Origin of the sequence: Pseudomonas sp. BMW13 (assembly GCF_013357275.1) — a bacterium.
Lineage (GTDB): Bacteria > Pseudomonadota > Gammaproteobacteria > Pseudomonadales > Pseudomonadaceae > Aquipseudomonas > Aquipseudomonas khazarica.
Genome location: NZ_SUKD01000018.1, coordinates 161737 through 177584 on the forward strand (window position 1 = coordinate 161737; position 15848 = coordinate 177584).

18 protein-coding genes are annotated in these 15848 nt (G+C 65.6%); 7 read left to right on the plus strand and 11 right to left on the minus strand.

Annotated features, from left to right (window positions below; all coding sequences use genetic code 11):
• Positions 1-48: 48 nt before the first annotated feature.
• The 10 genes from E4487_RS14785 to E4487_RS14830 all read right to left on the minus strand — a co-directional run bounded on the left by E4487_RS14785 (position 49) and on the right by E4487_RS14830 (position 8425).
• The gene (locus E4487_RS14785; protein ID WP_175253736.1) at positions 49-600 is read right to left on the minus strand and encodes a chorismate lyase; all 552 of its coding nucleotides are present in this window, start codon (positions 598-600) and stop codon (positions 49-51) included.
• Between the two features lie 59 nt (positions 601-659).
• Positions 660-1106, minus strand: coding sequence for a flagellar export chaperone FlgN (gene flgN / locus E4487_RS14790; RefSeq protein WP_037051093.1), 447 nt, complete (start codon positions 1104-1106; stop codon positions 660-662).
• Positions 1103-1381 carry a flagellar biosynthesis anti-sigma factor FlgM gene (gene flgM, locus E4487_RS14795; protein ID WP_047587244.1) on the minus strand — a complete coding sequence of 93 codons (279 nt, stop codon included), beginning with the start codon at positions 1379-1381 and terminating at the stop codon, positions 1103-1105. The genes flgN and flgM overlap by 4 nt, the downstream gene beginning before the upstream one ends.
• A 96-nt stretch (positions 1382-1477) precedes the next feature.
• Positions 1478-1903 (minus strand): flagellar FliJ family protein, encoded by a 426-nt coding sequence (locus E4487_RS14800; protein WP_175253737.1) that lies wholly within the window; start codon positions 1901-1903, stop codon positions 1478-1480.
• Entirely contained in the window at positions 1900-3216 is a 1317-nt protein-coding gene (gene fliI / locus E4487_RS14805; protein WP_037051087.1) for a flagellar protein export ATPase FliI, read from the minus strand. The genes E4487_RS14800 and fliI overlap by 4 nt, the downstream gene beginning before the upstream one ends.
• An 18-nt stretch (positions 3217-3234) precedes the next feature.
• A complete protein-coding gene (fliH, locus tag E4487_RS14810; protein ID WP_037051086.1) occupies positions 3235-3927 on the minus strand; it encodes a flagellar assembly protein FliH in 693 nt (230 codons plus the stop codon).
• Between the two features lies 1 nt (position 3928).
• Complete coding sequence (locus E4487_RS14815; RefSeq protein WP_037051085.1) at positions 3929-4993, minus strand: FliG C-terminal domain-containing protein; 1065 nt, start codon at positions 4991-4993, stop codon at positions 3929-3931.
• The gene (fliF, locus tag E4487_RS14820; RefSeq protein ID WP_175253738.1) at positions 4968-6647 is read right to left on the minus strand and encodes a flagellar basal-body MS-ring/collar protein FliF; all 1680 of its coding nucleotides are present in this window, start codon (positions 6645-6647) and stop codon (positions 4968-4970) included. Before fliF ends, E4487_RS14815 begins: the two co-directional genes overlap by 26 nt.
• 20 nt (positions 6648-6667) lie before the next feature.
• Positions 6668-7003 carry a flagellar hook-basal body complex protein FliE gene (locus E4487_RS14825; RefSeq protein WP_037051080.1) on the minus strand — a complete coding sequence of 112 codons (336 nt, stop codon included), beginning with the start codon at positions 7001-7003 and terminating at the stop codon, positions 6668-6670.
• Between the two features lie 12 nt (positions 7004-7015).
• Positions 7016-8425, minus strand: a complete 1410-nt coding sequence (locus E4487_RS14830; RefSeq protein WP_175253739.1) for a sigma-54-dependent Fis family transcriptional regulator — start codon at positions 8423-8425, stop codon at positions 7016-7018.
• A gap of 477 nt (positions 8426-8902) precedes the next feature.
• Here E4487_RS14830 and E4487_RS14835 point away from each other — a divergent pair, with 477 nt between their 5' ends.
• Genes E4487_RS14835 through E4487_RS14865 form a run of 7 tightly spaced genes read left to right on the plus strand, consistent with a single transcriptional unit; the run spans position 8903 to position 15179 of the window.
• Entirely contained in the window at positions 8903-9742 is an 840-nt protein-coding gene (locus E4487_RS14835; RefSeq protein WP_150607084.1) for a FliM/FliN family flagellar motor switch protein, read from the plus strand.
• On the plus strand, positions 9739-10110 hold the full coding sequence (gene fliN, locus E4487_RS14840; protein ID WP_047587253.1) for a flagellar motor switch protein FliN: 372 nt from the start codon (positions 9739-9741) through the stop codon (positions 10108-10110). The genes E4487_RS14835 and fliN overlap by 4 nt, the downstream gene beginning before the upstream one ends.
• Positions 10110-10862, plus strand: a complete 753-nt coding sequence (gene fliP / locus E4487_RS14845; RefSeq protein ID WP_037051400.1) for a flagellar type III secretion system pore protein FliP — start codon at positions 10110-10112, stop codon at positions 10860-10862. The genes fliN and fliP overlap by 1 nt, the downstream gene beginning before the upstream one ends.
• Before the next feature lie 13 nt (positions 10863-10875).
• Positions 10876-11148 carry a flagellar biosynthetic protein FliQ gene (locus E4487_RS14850; RefSeq protein WP_037051071.1) on the plus strand — a complete coding sequence of 91 codons (273 nt, stop codon included), beginning with the start codon at positions 10876-10878 and terminating at the stop codon, positions 11146-11148.
• A gap of 10 nt (positions 11149-11158) precedes the next feature.
• A complete protein-coding gene (gene fliR / locus E4487_RS14855; protein ID WP_047587258.1) occupies positions 11159-11953 on the plus strand; it encodes a flagellar biosynthetic protein FliR in 795 nt (264 codons plus the stop codon).
• Complete coding sequence (flhB, locus tag E4487_RS14860; protein WP_175253740.1) at positions 11946-13079, plus strand: flagellar biosynthesis protein FlhB; 1134 nt, start codon at positions 11946-11948, stop codon at positions 13077-13079. Before fliR ends, flhB begins: the two co-directional genes overlap by 8 nt.
• Before the next feature lie 3 nt (positions 13080-13082).
• Positions 13083-15179, plus strand: a complete 2097-nt coding sequence (locus tag E4487_RS14865; RefSeq protein ID WP_175253741.1) for a flagellar biosynthesis protein FlhA — start codon at positions 13083-13085, stop codon at positions 15177-15179.
• Positions 15180-15248: 69 nt separating this feature from the next.
• Here the strand turns inward: E4487_RS14865 and E4487_RS14870 are convergent, their stop codons facing one another.
• Positions 15249-15590, minus strand: coding sequence for a PilZ domain-containing protein (locus tag E4487_RS14870; protein WP_175253742.1), 342 nt, complete (start codon positions 15588-15590; stop codon positions 15249-15251).
• Positions 15591-15848 lie beyond the last annotated feature (258 nt).

The window sequence follows — 15848 nt, forward strand, 5'->3', positions numbered from 1 at the left end:
GCCTTCGGGCACAGGCGCTTGCTGGCAGACGCGGCACGGGCTTGCGGCCTACGCTTCGAGACCCGCCGCCTGCCAGAACGCCGGCAGGAAGACTTCGGCCACCAGCACGCCGAGCGCTGCGCGGCTGAAGCAGGAGCGCCGCGCCCACAGGCGCTCTTCACGCACCGCCGGCGGCAACCAGGCGGCCGGATAGCGACAGGCCTGCAGCTCGCCGCGGTCGAAGGCACGGTCGCTGAACAGCAGTTCGCCCAGCGAGCGGCTGCCCAGTTCAGCCAGGTTCAGTCCGGAGCCTTCGAGCACGCTGCGCGCCGCCACGCTGCGGGCGAAGACCCAGGGCTGCCCGTGGCCACGCAGGTAGACCTCGCGCACCCAGCCCTGGCTGCCATCGGCCACGCCGAGCAGGGCGCATTCGTCGTTGCGCAGGCGCTGCCAGCCTTCCTGCAACGGGGTCACGGAGAAGCCGTCGTGCGACAGGGCGGTCAGGCGCCGTGTCAGCGAGTCACCGTTGAACAGCCAGTCGCGGACAGCGGCAGTCGGTTGCGGATGCAACTGGGCATGGGTCAACCAGCGCGGAGGATGAGCGAGGGCGGCGTGAGACACGGAGAACAATCACCACGGATCGGAAGCGCGCGAGTCTACCACGCTGCGTCCGGGCTGCCTCAGTAGGGTGGCGGCGCGTACAGCTGAGCCGCTCCTGGCTCGCCGAGCAACTGCTCGAGAATTTCGTGGTGCATGGCCAGCAGCTTGCCGTTGCGCTCGTTGAGGCGCTTGCACTGCCCGGCCAGCAGGCCAAGCTGCTCCCAGGTGTGGGAAAGGTGATTGCGCTGGGCCTGCGGATAGCGCGCCAGCAGCTTGTGCATGGCGCTGTGGCCGGTACCCAGCTGGAAGGCGGCCAGGACCTTGCTGCGACGCTCGGCCCGCGCCCTGGCCTGGTCCACCAGTGGCAGGATCTGCTCGTTGAGCAGGTCGATCTGCCGGCTGTCGCGCTTGAGCAACTGCTGATACAGCTCCTGCATCAGCCCGCGCAGGGCGAGGTAGTCGGCGCAGTCCTGATGCAGGTCCTGCTCGACGACCTGGAGCAGTTGTTGCTCACGCGCTGTGGTCACGCATCGCTACCGCTGTGATAGGTCAGCATGCTGCTGGCCAGCGCCGCCGGGTCGCTGCTCAGCTCGCCATTGGCCAGCGCCGCCTTGAGCTGGGCGACCTTGTCCAGATCGACGTCCGGCAGGCTCTGCAGCGCCGCCTGCAGCTGTTCGAGACGCGGCTCGGCGCCTGCACTGGCGCGCGCGGGGGTCTCCTGCTGCGGCCGCGCGCCCTGCACCTTGGCGGGGACGTCGCTGGGCAGGTTGAGACCGGGCTTGAGGTGCCTGCTGATTTCCATGATTCGAATCCAACTCGTGGTGTTATGGCCTAAGAGCGACCCGATACGGCCAGCACTTAAACCCCAGGCGCAAAAATAATCTCGCGGCACCGCCCGTCAGCTGACCTGTGCGCGCCACCAGGCCTGCGCCGCCAGGCCATCCTGGATCGTCTGTTCCTGGCGGGCAAGCAGCTCATGCCACTGGCCCAGCTTGCTCTCTAGAAACTGGTTGATCACCTTCTCGCTGCGCATGGCCGTCAGCAACTCGCGCTGGATACGCGCCAGGTTCTCCTCGGCCAGCGCCAGCTCGCGGCGCTGCAGCTCCACCATCTTGTACAGCGTGGCCTTGTAGCGCTGCTGGTTGTCGCGCTGCAGCGGCGTGGTCATCGGCACGCTGAAACCGCACAAGCGGCTGAGCCCGGTGATGTTGTTGCGATAGCGCTGGCACAGGTTCTGTTGATAACTGACCCGACCGAGCATCTGCTGCACCCGGTTGCCACGCAGGCTGGCCAGCCGCCCCAGCACTTCTAGCTGCTCTTTCATTTGATGATGCTCTGCAAGGTGGCGATGCTGGCGCCGAGCTCGGCGGCGACGCCGACCTCCTGGCGCAGGAAGCGTTCGAGGCTCGGCGCCAGCTGCACGGCGCGGTCGGTCCGGGCATCCATGCCCGGCGTGTAGCCGCCGAGCGGGATCAGCTCCTTGATCTTCTCGAAGGTGCTGTAGAACTCCTTGAACTGGCGGCCTGCGGCCAGGTGCGCGGCCTCGCCGACCTGGCTCATGCAGCGGCTGACCGAGGCGGAGATGTCGATGGCCGGGTAATGCCCGACATCGGCCAGGCGCCGCGATAGCACGATATGGCCGTCGAGGATCGCCCGTGCGCAGTCGACGATCGGGTCCTGGTGGTCATCGCCCTCGGCCAGCACGGTGTAGATGGCGCTGAGGCTGCCGCTGCCGCTCTCGCCGTTGCCGGCACTCTCCACCAGCTCCGGCAGCATGCCGAACACCGACGGTGGATAACCCTTGGTCGCCGGCGGCTCGCCCAGCGCCAGGGCGATCTCGCGCTGGGCCATGGCATAGCGGGTCAGCGAGTCGACCAGCAGCAGCACGTCCTGGCCCTGGTCGCGGAAGTAGGCGGCGATGCTGTGGCACAGCTCGGTGGCCTTCAGCCGCATCAAGGGTGATTCGTTGGCCGGCGCCACCACCACCACCGCCTTGCGCAGGCCCTCTTCGCCAAGCGAGTGGAGAATGAACTCCTGCACCTCGCGGCCACGCTCGCCGATCAGCCCGACCACCACCACGTCCGCCTTGGTCTGCCGGGTGATCATGCCCAGCAGCACGCTCTTGCCCACCCCGGAGCCGGCGAACAGGCCGACGCGTTGCCCCTTGCCCAGGGTCAGCAGGCCATTGATGGCGCGCACGCCGACATCCAGCGCCGCCTCCACCGGGCGGCGCTTGAGCGGGTTGACGCTGGGCAGCTCGACCGGCAACGGATCGCGACCACTGAGCTTGCCGCGCTCGTCGAGTGGCTCGCCGAGGCCATTGACCACCCGCCCCAGCCAGGACTCGTCGATGTGCAGCACCGCCTCGTCCTTGGCCGGGAAGACCCGCGAGCCAGCCGCCAGGCCCACCGGTTTCTTGAACGGCATCAGGTAGGTGATATCGCGGTTGAAGCCGACCACCTGGGCGTCCAGCAGGCTGCCGTCGGCCTGCTCCACACGGCAGCGCTGGCCGGTGCTGCGCTGGCAGCCGAGGCTTTCCAGCAACATCCCGGAGACCCGCACCAGGCGCCCGGCCACCTTGGCCAGTTGCACGCCATCGAGCGAGCGCAGCGCTTCGTCGAGTTTGTAGTCGAGCATGCTGGCGACGGCTCCCGGTCAGGCTTCGGTCAGGTGCAGGTGTTCGGCCAGGGTGTCGATGCAGGCATCCAGGCGTTGCTGGCAGCCGACGTCGGCCTCGGCCTGTGGCGTGACCACCCGGCATTCGCCGAGCGCCAGGCGCTCGTCGGCCACCAGTTTCCAGCCCGCGGCACGTTCCGGCGCCACCGACCTGATCCGCGCGTACTCCTCGGGGCTCAGCAGCACCTGAACGTCCTCCGGCTCGCCCGGCATGCCGCTCAGGGCCTCCTCGACCAGCGCCAGCAGCTGCGTCGGATGCAGGGTCAGCTCGCAGCGAATGACCTGCTGCGAGACCTTCCTGACCAGCTCCAGCAGTTCCTGGCGCCGCTTGTGCTCCAGTTCGCCGAGGTAGTGCTCGACCTGCTCGCTGATGGCCTGCAGCGGCTGCGCCGCCAGCTCGAAGGCGCGGCGCCCCTCGCTGCGCCCCTCGTCACGGCCGAGCTTCATGCCGTCCTCGCGGCCCTGCTCGAAACCGGCCTGGCGCCCGGCCTCCTCGCCCTGCTGCAGACCGTCCTGGTAGCCCTTCTCGATGCCCTGCTGGAAGCCATCGGCCATGGCCCGCTGCAGCCCGGCCGGATCGCCGCTCCAGTCCTCGCTCGGTTGGCTGCTGCGCGGCGGGAAGCGGTAGGCGCGCCACTGCCGGGCGTCGCCGTTGATCACCTTGAGCGTCATCTCATTCCACCGTCTGTTCGCGGAACAGCTGCACCTGCAGCTCACCATTGGCCGACATCTCGCGCACCACCGCCATGATGTCCTTGCGCACCTGCTCGACCCGGCTCAGCGGCACCGGGCCCTGGCGGCGGTTGATCGACTCCATCTGCTGCGCCTGGCGCTTGGGCATGGCGCCAGCGATGGCGCGCACCAGCTCCGGCTCGGCGCCCTTGAGCGCGACCACCCACTCCTCCAGCGGCACGGCTTCGAGCAGCGCCTGCAATACGTCCTGGTTCTGCCGTGAAAGGATGAAGAAGTCGTACATTTCATCCTCGATGCGCTCGACCAGCTGATCGTCATGCGCGCGCAACAGCTCGAACATCTGCCCGCGGTCACCCTTGAAGCGGTTCATGATGTCCGCTGCCTGCTTGATGCCGCGCACCTGCGAACCCTGGGTGCTGAGCACGGCCAGGCTGCGCTCGATCAGAAGCTCCAGCTCGGCGATCACGTCGCTGTTGACCTCGCTGAGGTTGGCGATGCGGTACAGCAGCTCGTCCTGCCGCTCGCGCGGCATGCACTCGAGCACGTCGCTGGCCATGCCGGGTGGCAGGAAGGCGAGGAACACCGCCTGCATCTGCGCGTGTTCCTTGGCGATCAGCGCGGCGAACTGCTTCGGGTCGAGCCACTCCATCTTGGCCATCTTGGCGCGGATCTCCTCGCCATAGATGCTGTCCAGCAGCGAACGGGTGATCTCGCTGCCCAGCGCCTTGCTGAGCATGCCGTCGAGGTAGCCACGCGAGGCGCCCTTGATGCTGCTCTGCTCCTTGTAGTCCTCGAAGAAACGGCCGATGACGTCGGAGACCATCGGCTGCTTGACGTTGGACAGGCGCGCCATGGCCTGGCTGATGGCGACGATCTCCTCGCGGGAGAAGTGCCTGAGCACCCCGGCGGAAATCTCGTCGCCCATGCTCAGCATGAGAATGGCGGCCTGCTCGGAGGAGCTCAACGAACGCTTCTGCACGCGCAGGCGCATTTCCTTGGCGGTGGAACCGCCGCGGCCGTCAGGCTGGGTTGAGGTCTCGTTCATTGCGCCCTATCCACTGTTTGATGACTTCCGAGACGCGCTCGGGATCGTTCTTGGCCAGCATCTGCAGGTGTTCGATCTGTAGCTCCAGGCCCGAACCGGGCGCCGGCAGACGGATTTCCGACAACGGGCTGAGTTCACCGAGCACGGTGGCCCCAGGCGCGTCGTCACCGACACGCGCCAGCAGGCGCTCAGCGGCGCGTTCGGCATGCAGGGCGAGCTGCTCGTCGCCCTCGCTCGCCGCAGGCAGCCCAGGCTGGCTGCGCTGGCTCAGGCTGCGCACGGCCGGACGCACCACCAGCAGCAGGAGCAACAGGCTGATCAGGGCGAACACGCCGAGCCTGGCCAGGTCATGCACCTTGGCGTCCTGCCACCAGGGCAGAGCCTCGCCCGCCGCAGTCGCCAGGCCGGCGTCGGTGAAGGGGAACACGCTCAGGGTCAGCAGGTCGCCACGCGCCTGATTGAAGCCCACCGCACTCTTGACCATCGCCGCGAGTTCCTCGCGCGCCTCGGGCGTCCAGCCACCTTCCGGGGCCACGGCGGCATTGAGCACCACGGCGATGCTCTGCTGGCGCAGGCTGAACGGCGCATGCTTGACGTGCGTGACGCTCTGGTCGTAATCCAGCTGGCGGTTGGACTCCTTGCGCAGCGAGGTGGCCGCCTTGTTCGCGCTGTCCTGCTCATTTGCGGCCTGCCCCGGGGCCGGCTCGGGCGCCGGTTGCGGCGGGCGGTTGGCCAGCGACCCCGGCACCCCCAGCGCCAGCTGGTCGAGCACGCTCTCGTCGCGCAGCACTTCGTTGCGCAGGCGCGGCGTCTCGCCGTAGGACTGGAAGGTCTCTTCCTTCTGGCTGAAGTCGATGTCGGCGGCCACGCTGATGCGGTAGTTGCCGCCACCCAGCACCGGCGCCAGCACCGCCTCGGCATTGGCCACCGCCTTGCTCTGGTAGTCGTCGACCACCTGCCAGTTCTGCACCGGGCCGCCGTGGCTATCGATCCCGCGGGACAGCAGCGCACCGTACTGGTCGACCACCTGCACGTTGCCCGCCTCCAGCTGCGGCACGCTGCCGGCGACCAGATTGACGATGGCGCTGATCTGCTCCGGCGTCAGCTTGTAGCCCGGTGCCAGCTGCAGCATCACCGAGGCCTTGCCCGGCTCGCGCTTGCCGACCACGAAGGAGCTGCTTTCCTGCAGCGCCAGGTGCACGCGCGCGCCCTCGACGCCCTTCAGCGCCATCACCGTGCGCGCCAGCTCGCCCTCCAAGCTGCGCTTGAGGCGCACGTCCTGGACGAACTGACTGGTGCCCAGCGGTTCGTCCTTGTCGAACAGCTCGTAGCCGGCCGGCACCTTGACCTGTACGCCCTTGGCCGCCAGCAGCATGCGCGCCTGGCTCAGCTGGTCCTCGCGCACCAGCACCTGGCCGCTCTGCGGGTGCAGGCGGTAGCTGATCGCATCGCCATCGAGCACCTGCATCACCTCGGCCGCCGGGTAGGCCTCGCCGCTGCCGTACAGCGGCCGGAACGAACCCTGGTCGCGCCAGAGATAGAACACCACGCCGACCGCCAGCAGCGCGGCCAGCAACGCCAGCCCAGCCAGGGTCATGCGCGGGTCGAGTTTCAGCCCACCTTCGGGCAGTTTGCTTCTCAGGGTCTGCAGCACGCGTCAGGTCTCCGCTCCGCTTACAGCGGCATCTTCATGATGTCGTCGAAGGCGCTGGCCAGCTTGTTGCGCACCTGCATCAGCGCACTGAACGAGACGCTGGCCTTCTGGCTCTCGATCATCGCCCCCACCAGGTCATCGCTCTGCCCGCTGTCCACGGCCGCCATCAGTTCGCCGGAGCGATGCTGCTGAGCGTCCACGGCGCGCACCGCATCGTCGAAGGCGGCGGCGAAACCCGCCTCGCCGGGCTGCACGGCAAAGGCTTGCGCCGGCTGGACCGGGGTCGCCTCGCTGAGGCTTCTGAGCTGCTCCATACGGCCCAGCAGATCCTGCTGCACCTGACTGATCGAGTTCATCCTTTGCTTCTCCTAAACGGGAATCTGCACGCCCTGCTCACGCATGGCATTGAGGCGATAGCGCAGTGCGCGTGGGGTCATGCCAAGGCTTTCGGCGGCCTTGGTCTTGTGCCCGCCGAAACGGCGGATGGTGTCGATCACATGCTGGTACTCGGCCCACTTGCCGCTTGCGCGCAGCGCCGCCTTGCCGCCTTCGAGCGCTTGTGGCTGCAGGCGTGGCGCCAGCTCCGGGGCGCTGCTGGGCGACAGGCTCAGGCCCAGGTCCTGCGCCTGGATGTACAGCCCGTTGCGCAGGATCAGCGCGCGCTGCAGGCAGTTCTCCAGCTCGCGCACGTTGCCCGGCCAGTCGTGGGCCAGCAGGGCGCGGCAGGCGTCCTCGGTCAGCAGTTCGTGGCGCGCATCCTGCGGCGCGTACTGGCGGATGAAACGCCGCGCCAGCGCCAGCACATCCTCCTTGCGCTCACGCAGCGGGCTGATGTGCAGTGGCAGCACATCGAGGCGGAACATCAGGTCGGCACGGAAACGCCCTTGCGCCACTTCCTGCTGCAGGTCGCGGTTGGTGGCGGCGATGATGCGCACGTCCAGGGCGATCTCGCGACGTCCACCGAGGCGTTCGACGCGCTGCTCCTGCAGCACGCGCAGCAGCTTGGCCTGCAGGCCCAGCGGCAACTCGCCGATCTCGTCGAGCAGCAGCGTGCCGCCGTTGGCCAGTTCGAACTTGCCGGGCTGGGCGTTCACCGCGCCGGTGAAGGCGCCTTTCTCGTGGCCGAAGAGGATGGACTCGAGCATCTGCTCGGGAATCGCCGCACAGTTGACCGCGATGAAGGGCGCGTCGTCCTGGGCTGAGAAGCGATGAATGTAGCGCGCCATCAGCTCCTTGCCGGTGCCGGTCTCCCCGCTGATGAGAATCGGCGCACGGGTCATCGCCACGCGTTGCGCCATGGCCAGCAGACGACGCCCGGCCTGCGAGCAGGACACGAAACCTTCCTCGCCGGCGCTGGCCGATTCCTGGCGGCGCAACAGTGCGCTGAGCTGAGCCTCGCTGAACGGCGCCAGGAGGTAGTCGACGCAGCCCAGTTCGAGCAGCGTCGCGGCCTTCTCCTGATCGGCATACTCCACCACCGGCACCACGCCGACGCGACCGACCTGGCGCAGGATCGCGCCCACCTGTGCATAAAGGGTGCTGCCGGCCAGACTGCTGACGAACACCAGCACCAGGCTGGCGCCTTGCAGCGCATGCGGGTCGAGTTCAAGGCAGTTGGCGAAACGCCGGACACGGAAGCCCTGGCGCAGCAGGCCGCCCGTCAACAGACGCTCGCTGGCCGCGTCGGCCTGGCCGACCACGACTATATGTTGCTGCCCCAGCTGTTCATCGAACAGCTCGTCGCAGGCGTAACTTACCGTTTGAGTTGAGTGCTGCAAGGTAAATCACCCGTTGTCTGTGTGCGTTCGGCGGCTGCCTTCGACCCCGTGTGCAAAACTGCCAACTCGATGACAGTTTTTTTTCACGCGGTCCCTTAATCTTTCGAAACTTCCCGTCGCTCTTGTTGGTCAACTCGGCGGAACTTGCCGATGCACCTTCCCTAGGTGCGACGGTTCACGGCGCGAACGTTAACAAGCGCACAAAAAATCGCCGAATTACTTGCTGTTATTTCCTATCAATGCTGGCCAGCCGCTATCAAAAACAGCATTTGATATCTATTGATTTAATTTCCCGCCCTCCCTCCCCCTAGACTCGCCCTCGTCATCACTGGCTTGCAGCGCTGTGCCTGGATGAATTCGACGCCACGACCACGGCTTCCCGCCATGGCCTGCCGGTAAATCAAAACGTCCTCTGCACTGCCTGTTCGACTGCCGAACAGCGCTCGCGCAGTTACAACCAGGAATACAGCTCACAACATGACCGGGATTAAAAAAGTCCTTCATGGCGTGCCCGCCGACAGTCTGCCCCGGTTGAAACCGCAGAAACTTGGCCGGCATTACCACAAGATTCCTCACTATATTCGCGAGCTCTCCGCCAAATACCCGCGCATCATCAGCGACTACTTTCTGCGCGCCTATCGAATCAATCTCGAACTGCTGCGGGTCGACGTGCATGAGCACGTGAGCAGGGAAGCCGAGTGCCGTTATCGCTCGGCCCTGGGCAAGGTCGGTTTCGCGATGGATCGGGCACTGCTGACCGAAGCGCTGGAGTGCTACTACGGCGGCACCTGCCTGCCCAATCACGAGGCGCCGCCGGTCAGCACCTCGGAACAGCGCATGCGCACACGCCTGGGGCTGGATGTCGCCCAGCTGTTCGCCCGCTCGATTCTCGCCGGCCAGACCTTCGGCAAGCTCGAGCCCTACGAGAACGCCTACGAAGAAGCGGCCTGGGAATACGTGGCGGAGCTGCAGTTCAGCAGCCATATCACCGGCAGCCAGTCGTCGATCTTCATCTACCTGGATACGCAACTGGTCGACGAGATGACCAGCCGCCTGACCCCGCCGGCGCCCCCCGCGCAGAGCGGCAGCTCGCTCAACCAGATCCGCCAGTTGCCGGTGCGCCTGGATTGCGTGGTCGCCAGCCTGCAGATGCCGCTGGCGCAGGCGCTCGCCCTGCGCCCCGGCGACGTCCTGCCGATGCGACTGCTCGAGCACTGCGACGTAAAGATCAACCAGCAGAAGCTGTTTCGCGGCGCCATCTTCGAAGACGAAGGCGCCTTGTTCCTGACTTCTCTCGAGAGTGTGAAGACCCCATGAGCAGCCCCATTTCCGACAACGATTTCGACAGCCTGATCAACGATGCCGGCCTCGGCACCGACGAGCTGGTCAGCGAATCGACGCCCGCAGAAGCGCCGGCCAGCCTGCCACAGCAGGACCTGAGCTTCTTCGGCAAGATCCCGGTCAACGTCACCCTGGAGGTGGCCTCCACCGAGATCACCCTCAAGGAGCTGATGGACGTCGACGCCGGCAGCGTGATCGCCCTCGACAAGCTGGCCGGCGAGCCGCTGGATGTGAAGGTCAACGGCGCCCTGTTCGCCAAGGCCGAAGTGGTGGTGATGAACGGCAACTACGGCCTGCGCATCGTCGAGCTGTCCGGTAGCGGCCTCAGCGGGCTGGGCGTGTGATGCGGCGCCGCCTGCTGCAATCCGGTCTGCTGCTGACAGCCCTGTGCTGCCCGTTGCTGGCCCAGGCCGCCGGTGGCGACATCACCCTGTTCAACTTCAACGACAGCGAAGATGGCCAGACCCTGAGCGTCAAGCTGCAAATCCTGCTGATGATGACGCTGCTGGGCTTCCTTCCGGCCATGTTGATGATGATGACCTGCTTCACCCGCTTCATCATCGTCCTGGCCATCCTGCGCCAGGCCATCGGCCTGCAGCAGAGCCCGCCCAACCCGGTGCTGGTCGGCATCGCCCTGTGCCTGACGCTGCTGGTGATGCGCCCGGTCTGGCAGGAGATGTACAGCGAAGCCTACGTGCCATTCGAAGCCGACCAGATCAGCCTCGAACAGGGCCTCGGTGAAGGCAAGCGCATCATCAGTCGGTTCATGCTGGCGCAGACCAGCAAGAACTCGCTGGAAACCCTGGTCGCCCTGGCCGGCGAGGAGATGCCCGAAGACCTGGCCCAGCTGGACTTTTCCCTGCTGCTGCCGGCGTTCGTCCTCAGCGAGCTGAAGACCGCCTTCCAGCTCGGCTTCATGATCTTCGTGCCGTTCCTGGTGATCGACCTGGTGGTGGCCAGCGTGCTCATGGCGATGGGCATGATGATGCTCTCGCCGATGATGATTTCGCTGCCGTTCAAACTCATGGTGTTCGTGCTGGTGGATGGCTGGACCCTGCTGGTCGGCACCCTCACCACCAGCATTCAGCCCTACTAGCGAGGCCCGCGCGATGCTCACGCCCGAACACGCCGCCGAACTGGTGGCCCACGCCGTCTACATCACCGGCCTGATCGTCTGCGTGCTGGTGGTGCCGAGCCTGCTCGGCGGCCTGCTGGTGAGCATCTTCCAGGCGGCCACGCAGATCAACGAACAGATGCTCAGCTTTCTCCCGCGCCTGCTGATCACCCTCGCCATGCTGGTGTTCGCCGGCCACTGGATCCTGCGCACGCTGGGCGACCTGTTCATCGAAACCTTCAAGCAGGCCGGCCATCTGGTCGGCTGACGCCATGCCCATGCACGAGCCCTTGCTGCATGCCAGCACCTACCTGAGCAGCCTGCAGGCCTACTGGTGGCCCTTCTGCCGCATCGCCGCGCTGCTCAGCATGGCGCCGCTGTTCAACCACAAGACGGTATCGGTGCGCGTACGCATCCTCCTCGCCCTGGCCCTGACCGTGGCGCTCGGTGCCGCCCTGCCGGACATGCCGCAGATTGACCCGCTGTCGTTGCGCGGCGTGCTGACCGCCCTGGAACAGGCCGCCTTCGGCATCCTGCTGGGCCTGACCCTGCAGCTGGTGTTCACCATCTTCATGCTGGTCGGCGAGGTGGTATCGACCCAGATGGGCATGAGCATGGCGCGCTACAACGACCCGGTGAACGGCGTGTCGTCGTCCTCGATCGTCTATCAGCTGTACTTCATCCTGCTGGTGCTGCTGTTCTTCGCCATCGACGGTCACCTGGTCACCGTCAGCGTGCTGTACCAGAGCTTCCTGTTCTGGCCGGTGGGCAGCGGCCTGCATTACCTGGGTGCCGAGCACTTCATCCAGGCCTTCGCCTGGGTACTGGCGGCTGCCGTGCTGGTGACGCTGCCGATCGTGTTCTGCCTGACCCTGGTGCAGTTCTGCTTCGGCCTGCTCAACCGCATTTCCCCGGCGATGAACCTGTTCTCCCTGGGCTTCCCCATCAGCATCCTGATGGGCCTGCTGTGCATCTATCTGACCCTGCCGAACCTGCCGGACAGCTACCTGCACCTGACCCGCGAGCTGCTCAACGGCATCGGCGTGATCCTGCGCGAGGGCGGCGATGTCTGAGCAGAACAGCGGCCAGGAGAAAACCGAAGAAGCCTCCGCGCACAAACTCAAGAAGAGCAAGGAAGACGGCCAGGTCGCGCGCTCCAAGGACCTGTCGACCACCATCTCGCTGATCGCCACCCTGTTCATTCTCAAGTTCAGTGCGGGGCTGTTCATGGAGGGGCTCAGCGACAGCTTCCGCCTTTCCTACATTCAGTTCGGCCACAGCGAGATCGGCCTGGACGACCTCGACACCCTGCTCGGCTACAACCTGCTGGTGTTCATCAAGCTGCTGTCGCCGCTGCTGCTCACCTCGCTGCTGGTGGTGGCGTTGTCATTGGTGCCGGGAGGCTGGGTGTTCTCGGCGAAGAACTTCGCGCCCAAGCTGAGCAAGCTCAATCCCATCACCGGCCTGGGACGGATCATCTCCGCGCAGAACTGGAGCGAGCTGCTCAAGTCGATCCTCAAGGTGCTGGTGCTGCTCGGCGTCGGCTACGTGCTGGTGCGTGCCGCCTTGCCACAGCTGATCGCCCTGCAGCGCAGCAGTGTGCTGGAAGCGATTTCGGCGGCGCTGGACCTGACGTTCAACCTGACCCTCTGCCTGATGCTGATCTTCGTGGTGTTCTCCTTCATCGACATCCCGCTGCAGCGCTACTTCTTCCTCAAGAAAATGCGCATGACCAAACAGGAGCGCAAGGAAGAGCACAAGAACCAGGAGGGTCGCCCGGAGGTCAAAGCGCGCATCAAGCAGTTGCAGCGGCAGATGCTGCAACGGCAGATCAGCAAGGTGATCAAGAGCGCCGACGTGGTCATCACCAACCCGACGCACTACGCGGTCGCCCTCAAGTACGACACGAAAAAGGCCCAGGCCCCCTTCGTGCTGGCCAAGGGGGTCGATGAAACCGCGCTGTACATGCGCCAGATGGCTGCCAAGCACGAACTCGAGGTCGTCGAAGTGCCGCCGCTGGCGCGCGCCATCTACTTCACCACCCAGGTCAACCAGCAGATTCCCGCACCGCTCTACACCGCGGTCGCCCATGTACTGACCTACATCCTGCAGCTCAAGGCCTGGCGCCAGGGCCGCAGGAGCAAGCCGCAACTGGCGAGCAACCTTCCGATTCCCGACAGCTTGGCCAACAGGGGCTGATCCATGAACCTACTGCAGCAACTCGCGCCCACCTTCCGCAGCGGCCGCATCGGCATCCCGGTGCTGATCCTGTCGATCCTGGCCATGGTCATCCTGCCACTGCCGCCCGTGCTGCTCGATGCCCTGTTCACCTTCAACATCGCCATGGCGATCCTGGTGCTGCTGGTCAGCGTGTCGTCGAAAAGCCCGCTGGATTTCTCCCTGTTCCCCACGGTGATTCTCATCACCACCCTGCTGCGCCTGTGCCTGAACGTCGCCTCCACCCGCGTGGTGCTGCTCGAAGGTCATATCGGCACCGGCGCGGCAGGCAAGGTCATCGAATCCTTCGGCGAGGTGGTGATCGGCGGCAATTTCATCGTCGGCCTGGTGGTGTTCGTGATCCTCATGATCATCAACTTCATCGTCATCACCAAGGGCGGCGAGCGCATCTCCGAAGTCACCGCGCGCTTCACCCTGGACGCGCTGCCCGGTAAGCAGATGGCCATCGACGCCGATCTCAACGCCGGCCTGATCGAGCAGAACGAGGCCAAGCGTCGCCGTTCGGAAGTGGCCAAGGAAGCCGACTTCTACGGGGCCATGGACGGCGCCTCGAAGTTCGTCCGGGGCGACGCCATCGCCGGCATCCTGATTCTCCTGATCAACCTGTTCGGCGGCTTCGCCATCGGCCTGTTCGTCTACGACCTGAGCGCCGGCCAGGCATTCCAGCAGTACGCCCTGCTGACCATCGGCGACGGCCTGGTCGCGCAGATTCCGGCGCTGCTGCTGTCCACCGCTGCGGCGATCATCGTCACGCGGATCAACGAATCCTCGGAAATCACCGACCAGGTGCATCGTCAGTTGCTGGCGCAGCCGGCGCTGCTCTACACCGTGGCCGGCATCCTCTTCACCCTGGCCCTGGTGCCGGGCATGCCGCACCTGGCGTTCATCAGCTTCGCCGCCCTGGTGGCCTTCGTCGGCTGGATGGTGGCGCGCAACGGCCCACCCCGAGAGGCTGCCAGCCTGGAGCAGGTGGAGGCCCTGGGCAAAGCGATGGAGCAGGAGCGCGCGCAGCACCTGGCCTGGGAAGACATCCCCCTGGTCGAGCGTCTGTCGGTATCGCTGGGTTACAAGCTGGTAGGGCTGGTCAACGAGGCCGCCGGGGCACCGCTGACCCAGCGCGTTCGCGGTGTACGCCAGACGCTCTCGGAAAGCCTGGGTTTCCTCCTGCCGGAAGTGCATATCCGCGACAGCCTGCGCCTGAAGGCCTCGCAGTACAGCATCCAGATCAACGGCGAGAAGATCGACGGCGCCGAACTGCATGCCGACCGCATGATGGCCATCCCTTCACCGGAGCTGTACGGCGAGATCGACGGCATACTCGGCGTCGACCCGGCCTACCGCATGCAGGTGGTGTGGATTCAGCCGGAAGACAAGGCCCGCGCGCTCAACCTCGGCTACCAGGTGATCGACTGTGCCAGCGTGATCGCCACCCACCTGAACAAGGTGATCCGCGAACACCTGCCGGATGTGTTCAAGCACGATGACGTCGACCATCTGATGCAGCGCCTGCAGGTGCAGGCACCGAAGCTGGCCGACAGCCTGAAGACCCAGCTGAGCTACACCCAGCAGCATCGCGTCTACCGTCAGCTGCTGCAGGAGCAGGTGCCGCTCAAGGATATCGTCACCATCGCCACCACCCTGCTGGAGGCCAGCGAGTCGACCAAGGACCCGGTGCTGCTCGCCTCCGATGTGCGCTATGCCCTGCGCCGCAGCATCGTCGGCATGATCGCCGGGGAGCGTCAGGAACTGTCGGTATTCATCCTGGAAAATGCGCTGGAGAACACCTTGCTCAACGCCCTGGCCATCGCCCAGCAGGCCGGCCCGGTGAGCCTGGACAACATCCCGGTCGAACCCAGCCTGCTCAACCAGCTGCAGAACACCATGCCGGTGGTGAAGGAGAAACTGCGCAAGGACGGCCATCCGCCGATCCTCACCGTCATGCCACAGCTGCGCCCCCTGCTGGCACGCTATGCCCGCGTCTTCAGCCCCGGCCTGCATGTGCTGTCGCAGAACGAGATCCCGGACAGGGTAGGCGTCAACATCCTCGGCACCCTGGGCTAGTCGAAAAGCCTCACCAACAGGGTGGATGCCGTACTCGGCATCCGCCCCATCAGCCCTGCCACCCGAGGCTCACGCCTTCTCCTTGCGCAGCTTGCGCATTCCCTCGATCAAACGCACGTATTCGGCCGACTCGCCCTGCAGGGCCATGCCCGCTTCGAAGAAGCCGGTGCGGGTGTTCTCCTGCGACCACTGGCAGACCATGTCCACGTCCACCTGACGCAGGTTCCCCTCCCGATCGCGCATGCGCACTCTCAGCTTGAGCGTGCTGCCCGGCTCTACGAGCGTATCGCTCAGCAGCTTCATCCCACACTCGGAAACGTCGCCGGCATAACCGATCAGCGTGTCGCGCTCTCGATCACTGATCTTGATGCGAAAGGTGGAACGGAAGGTGATTCGACTCGATTGACGCATAGGAGATTGCCTTAGTGCTCGCCACGTCTGGCTGGATCGCGAGGATCAGGTGCTATCGATCGACGTCATGCGAAGAGGACGTACGCGTTGATAACCTGTGATTCGTCAACGCAAGGCGACCGCCAGGAGGGATTACTTAAGCCTGCTTGCAGAGCGACCACCCAGGTACGGCGATCACGGGTCCTGCAGGTTACCCCGCCAGGCGGCGCTGCCCACGCCCGACTTTCTGCCGCGCAAAGAAGAAACCCCAGACCTCGT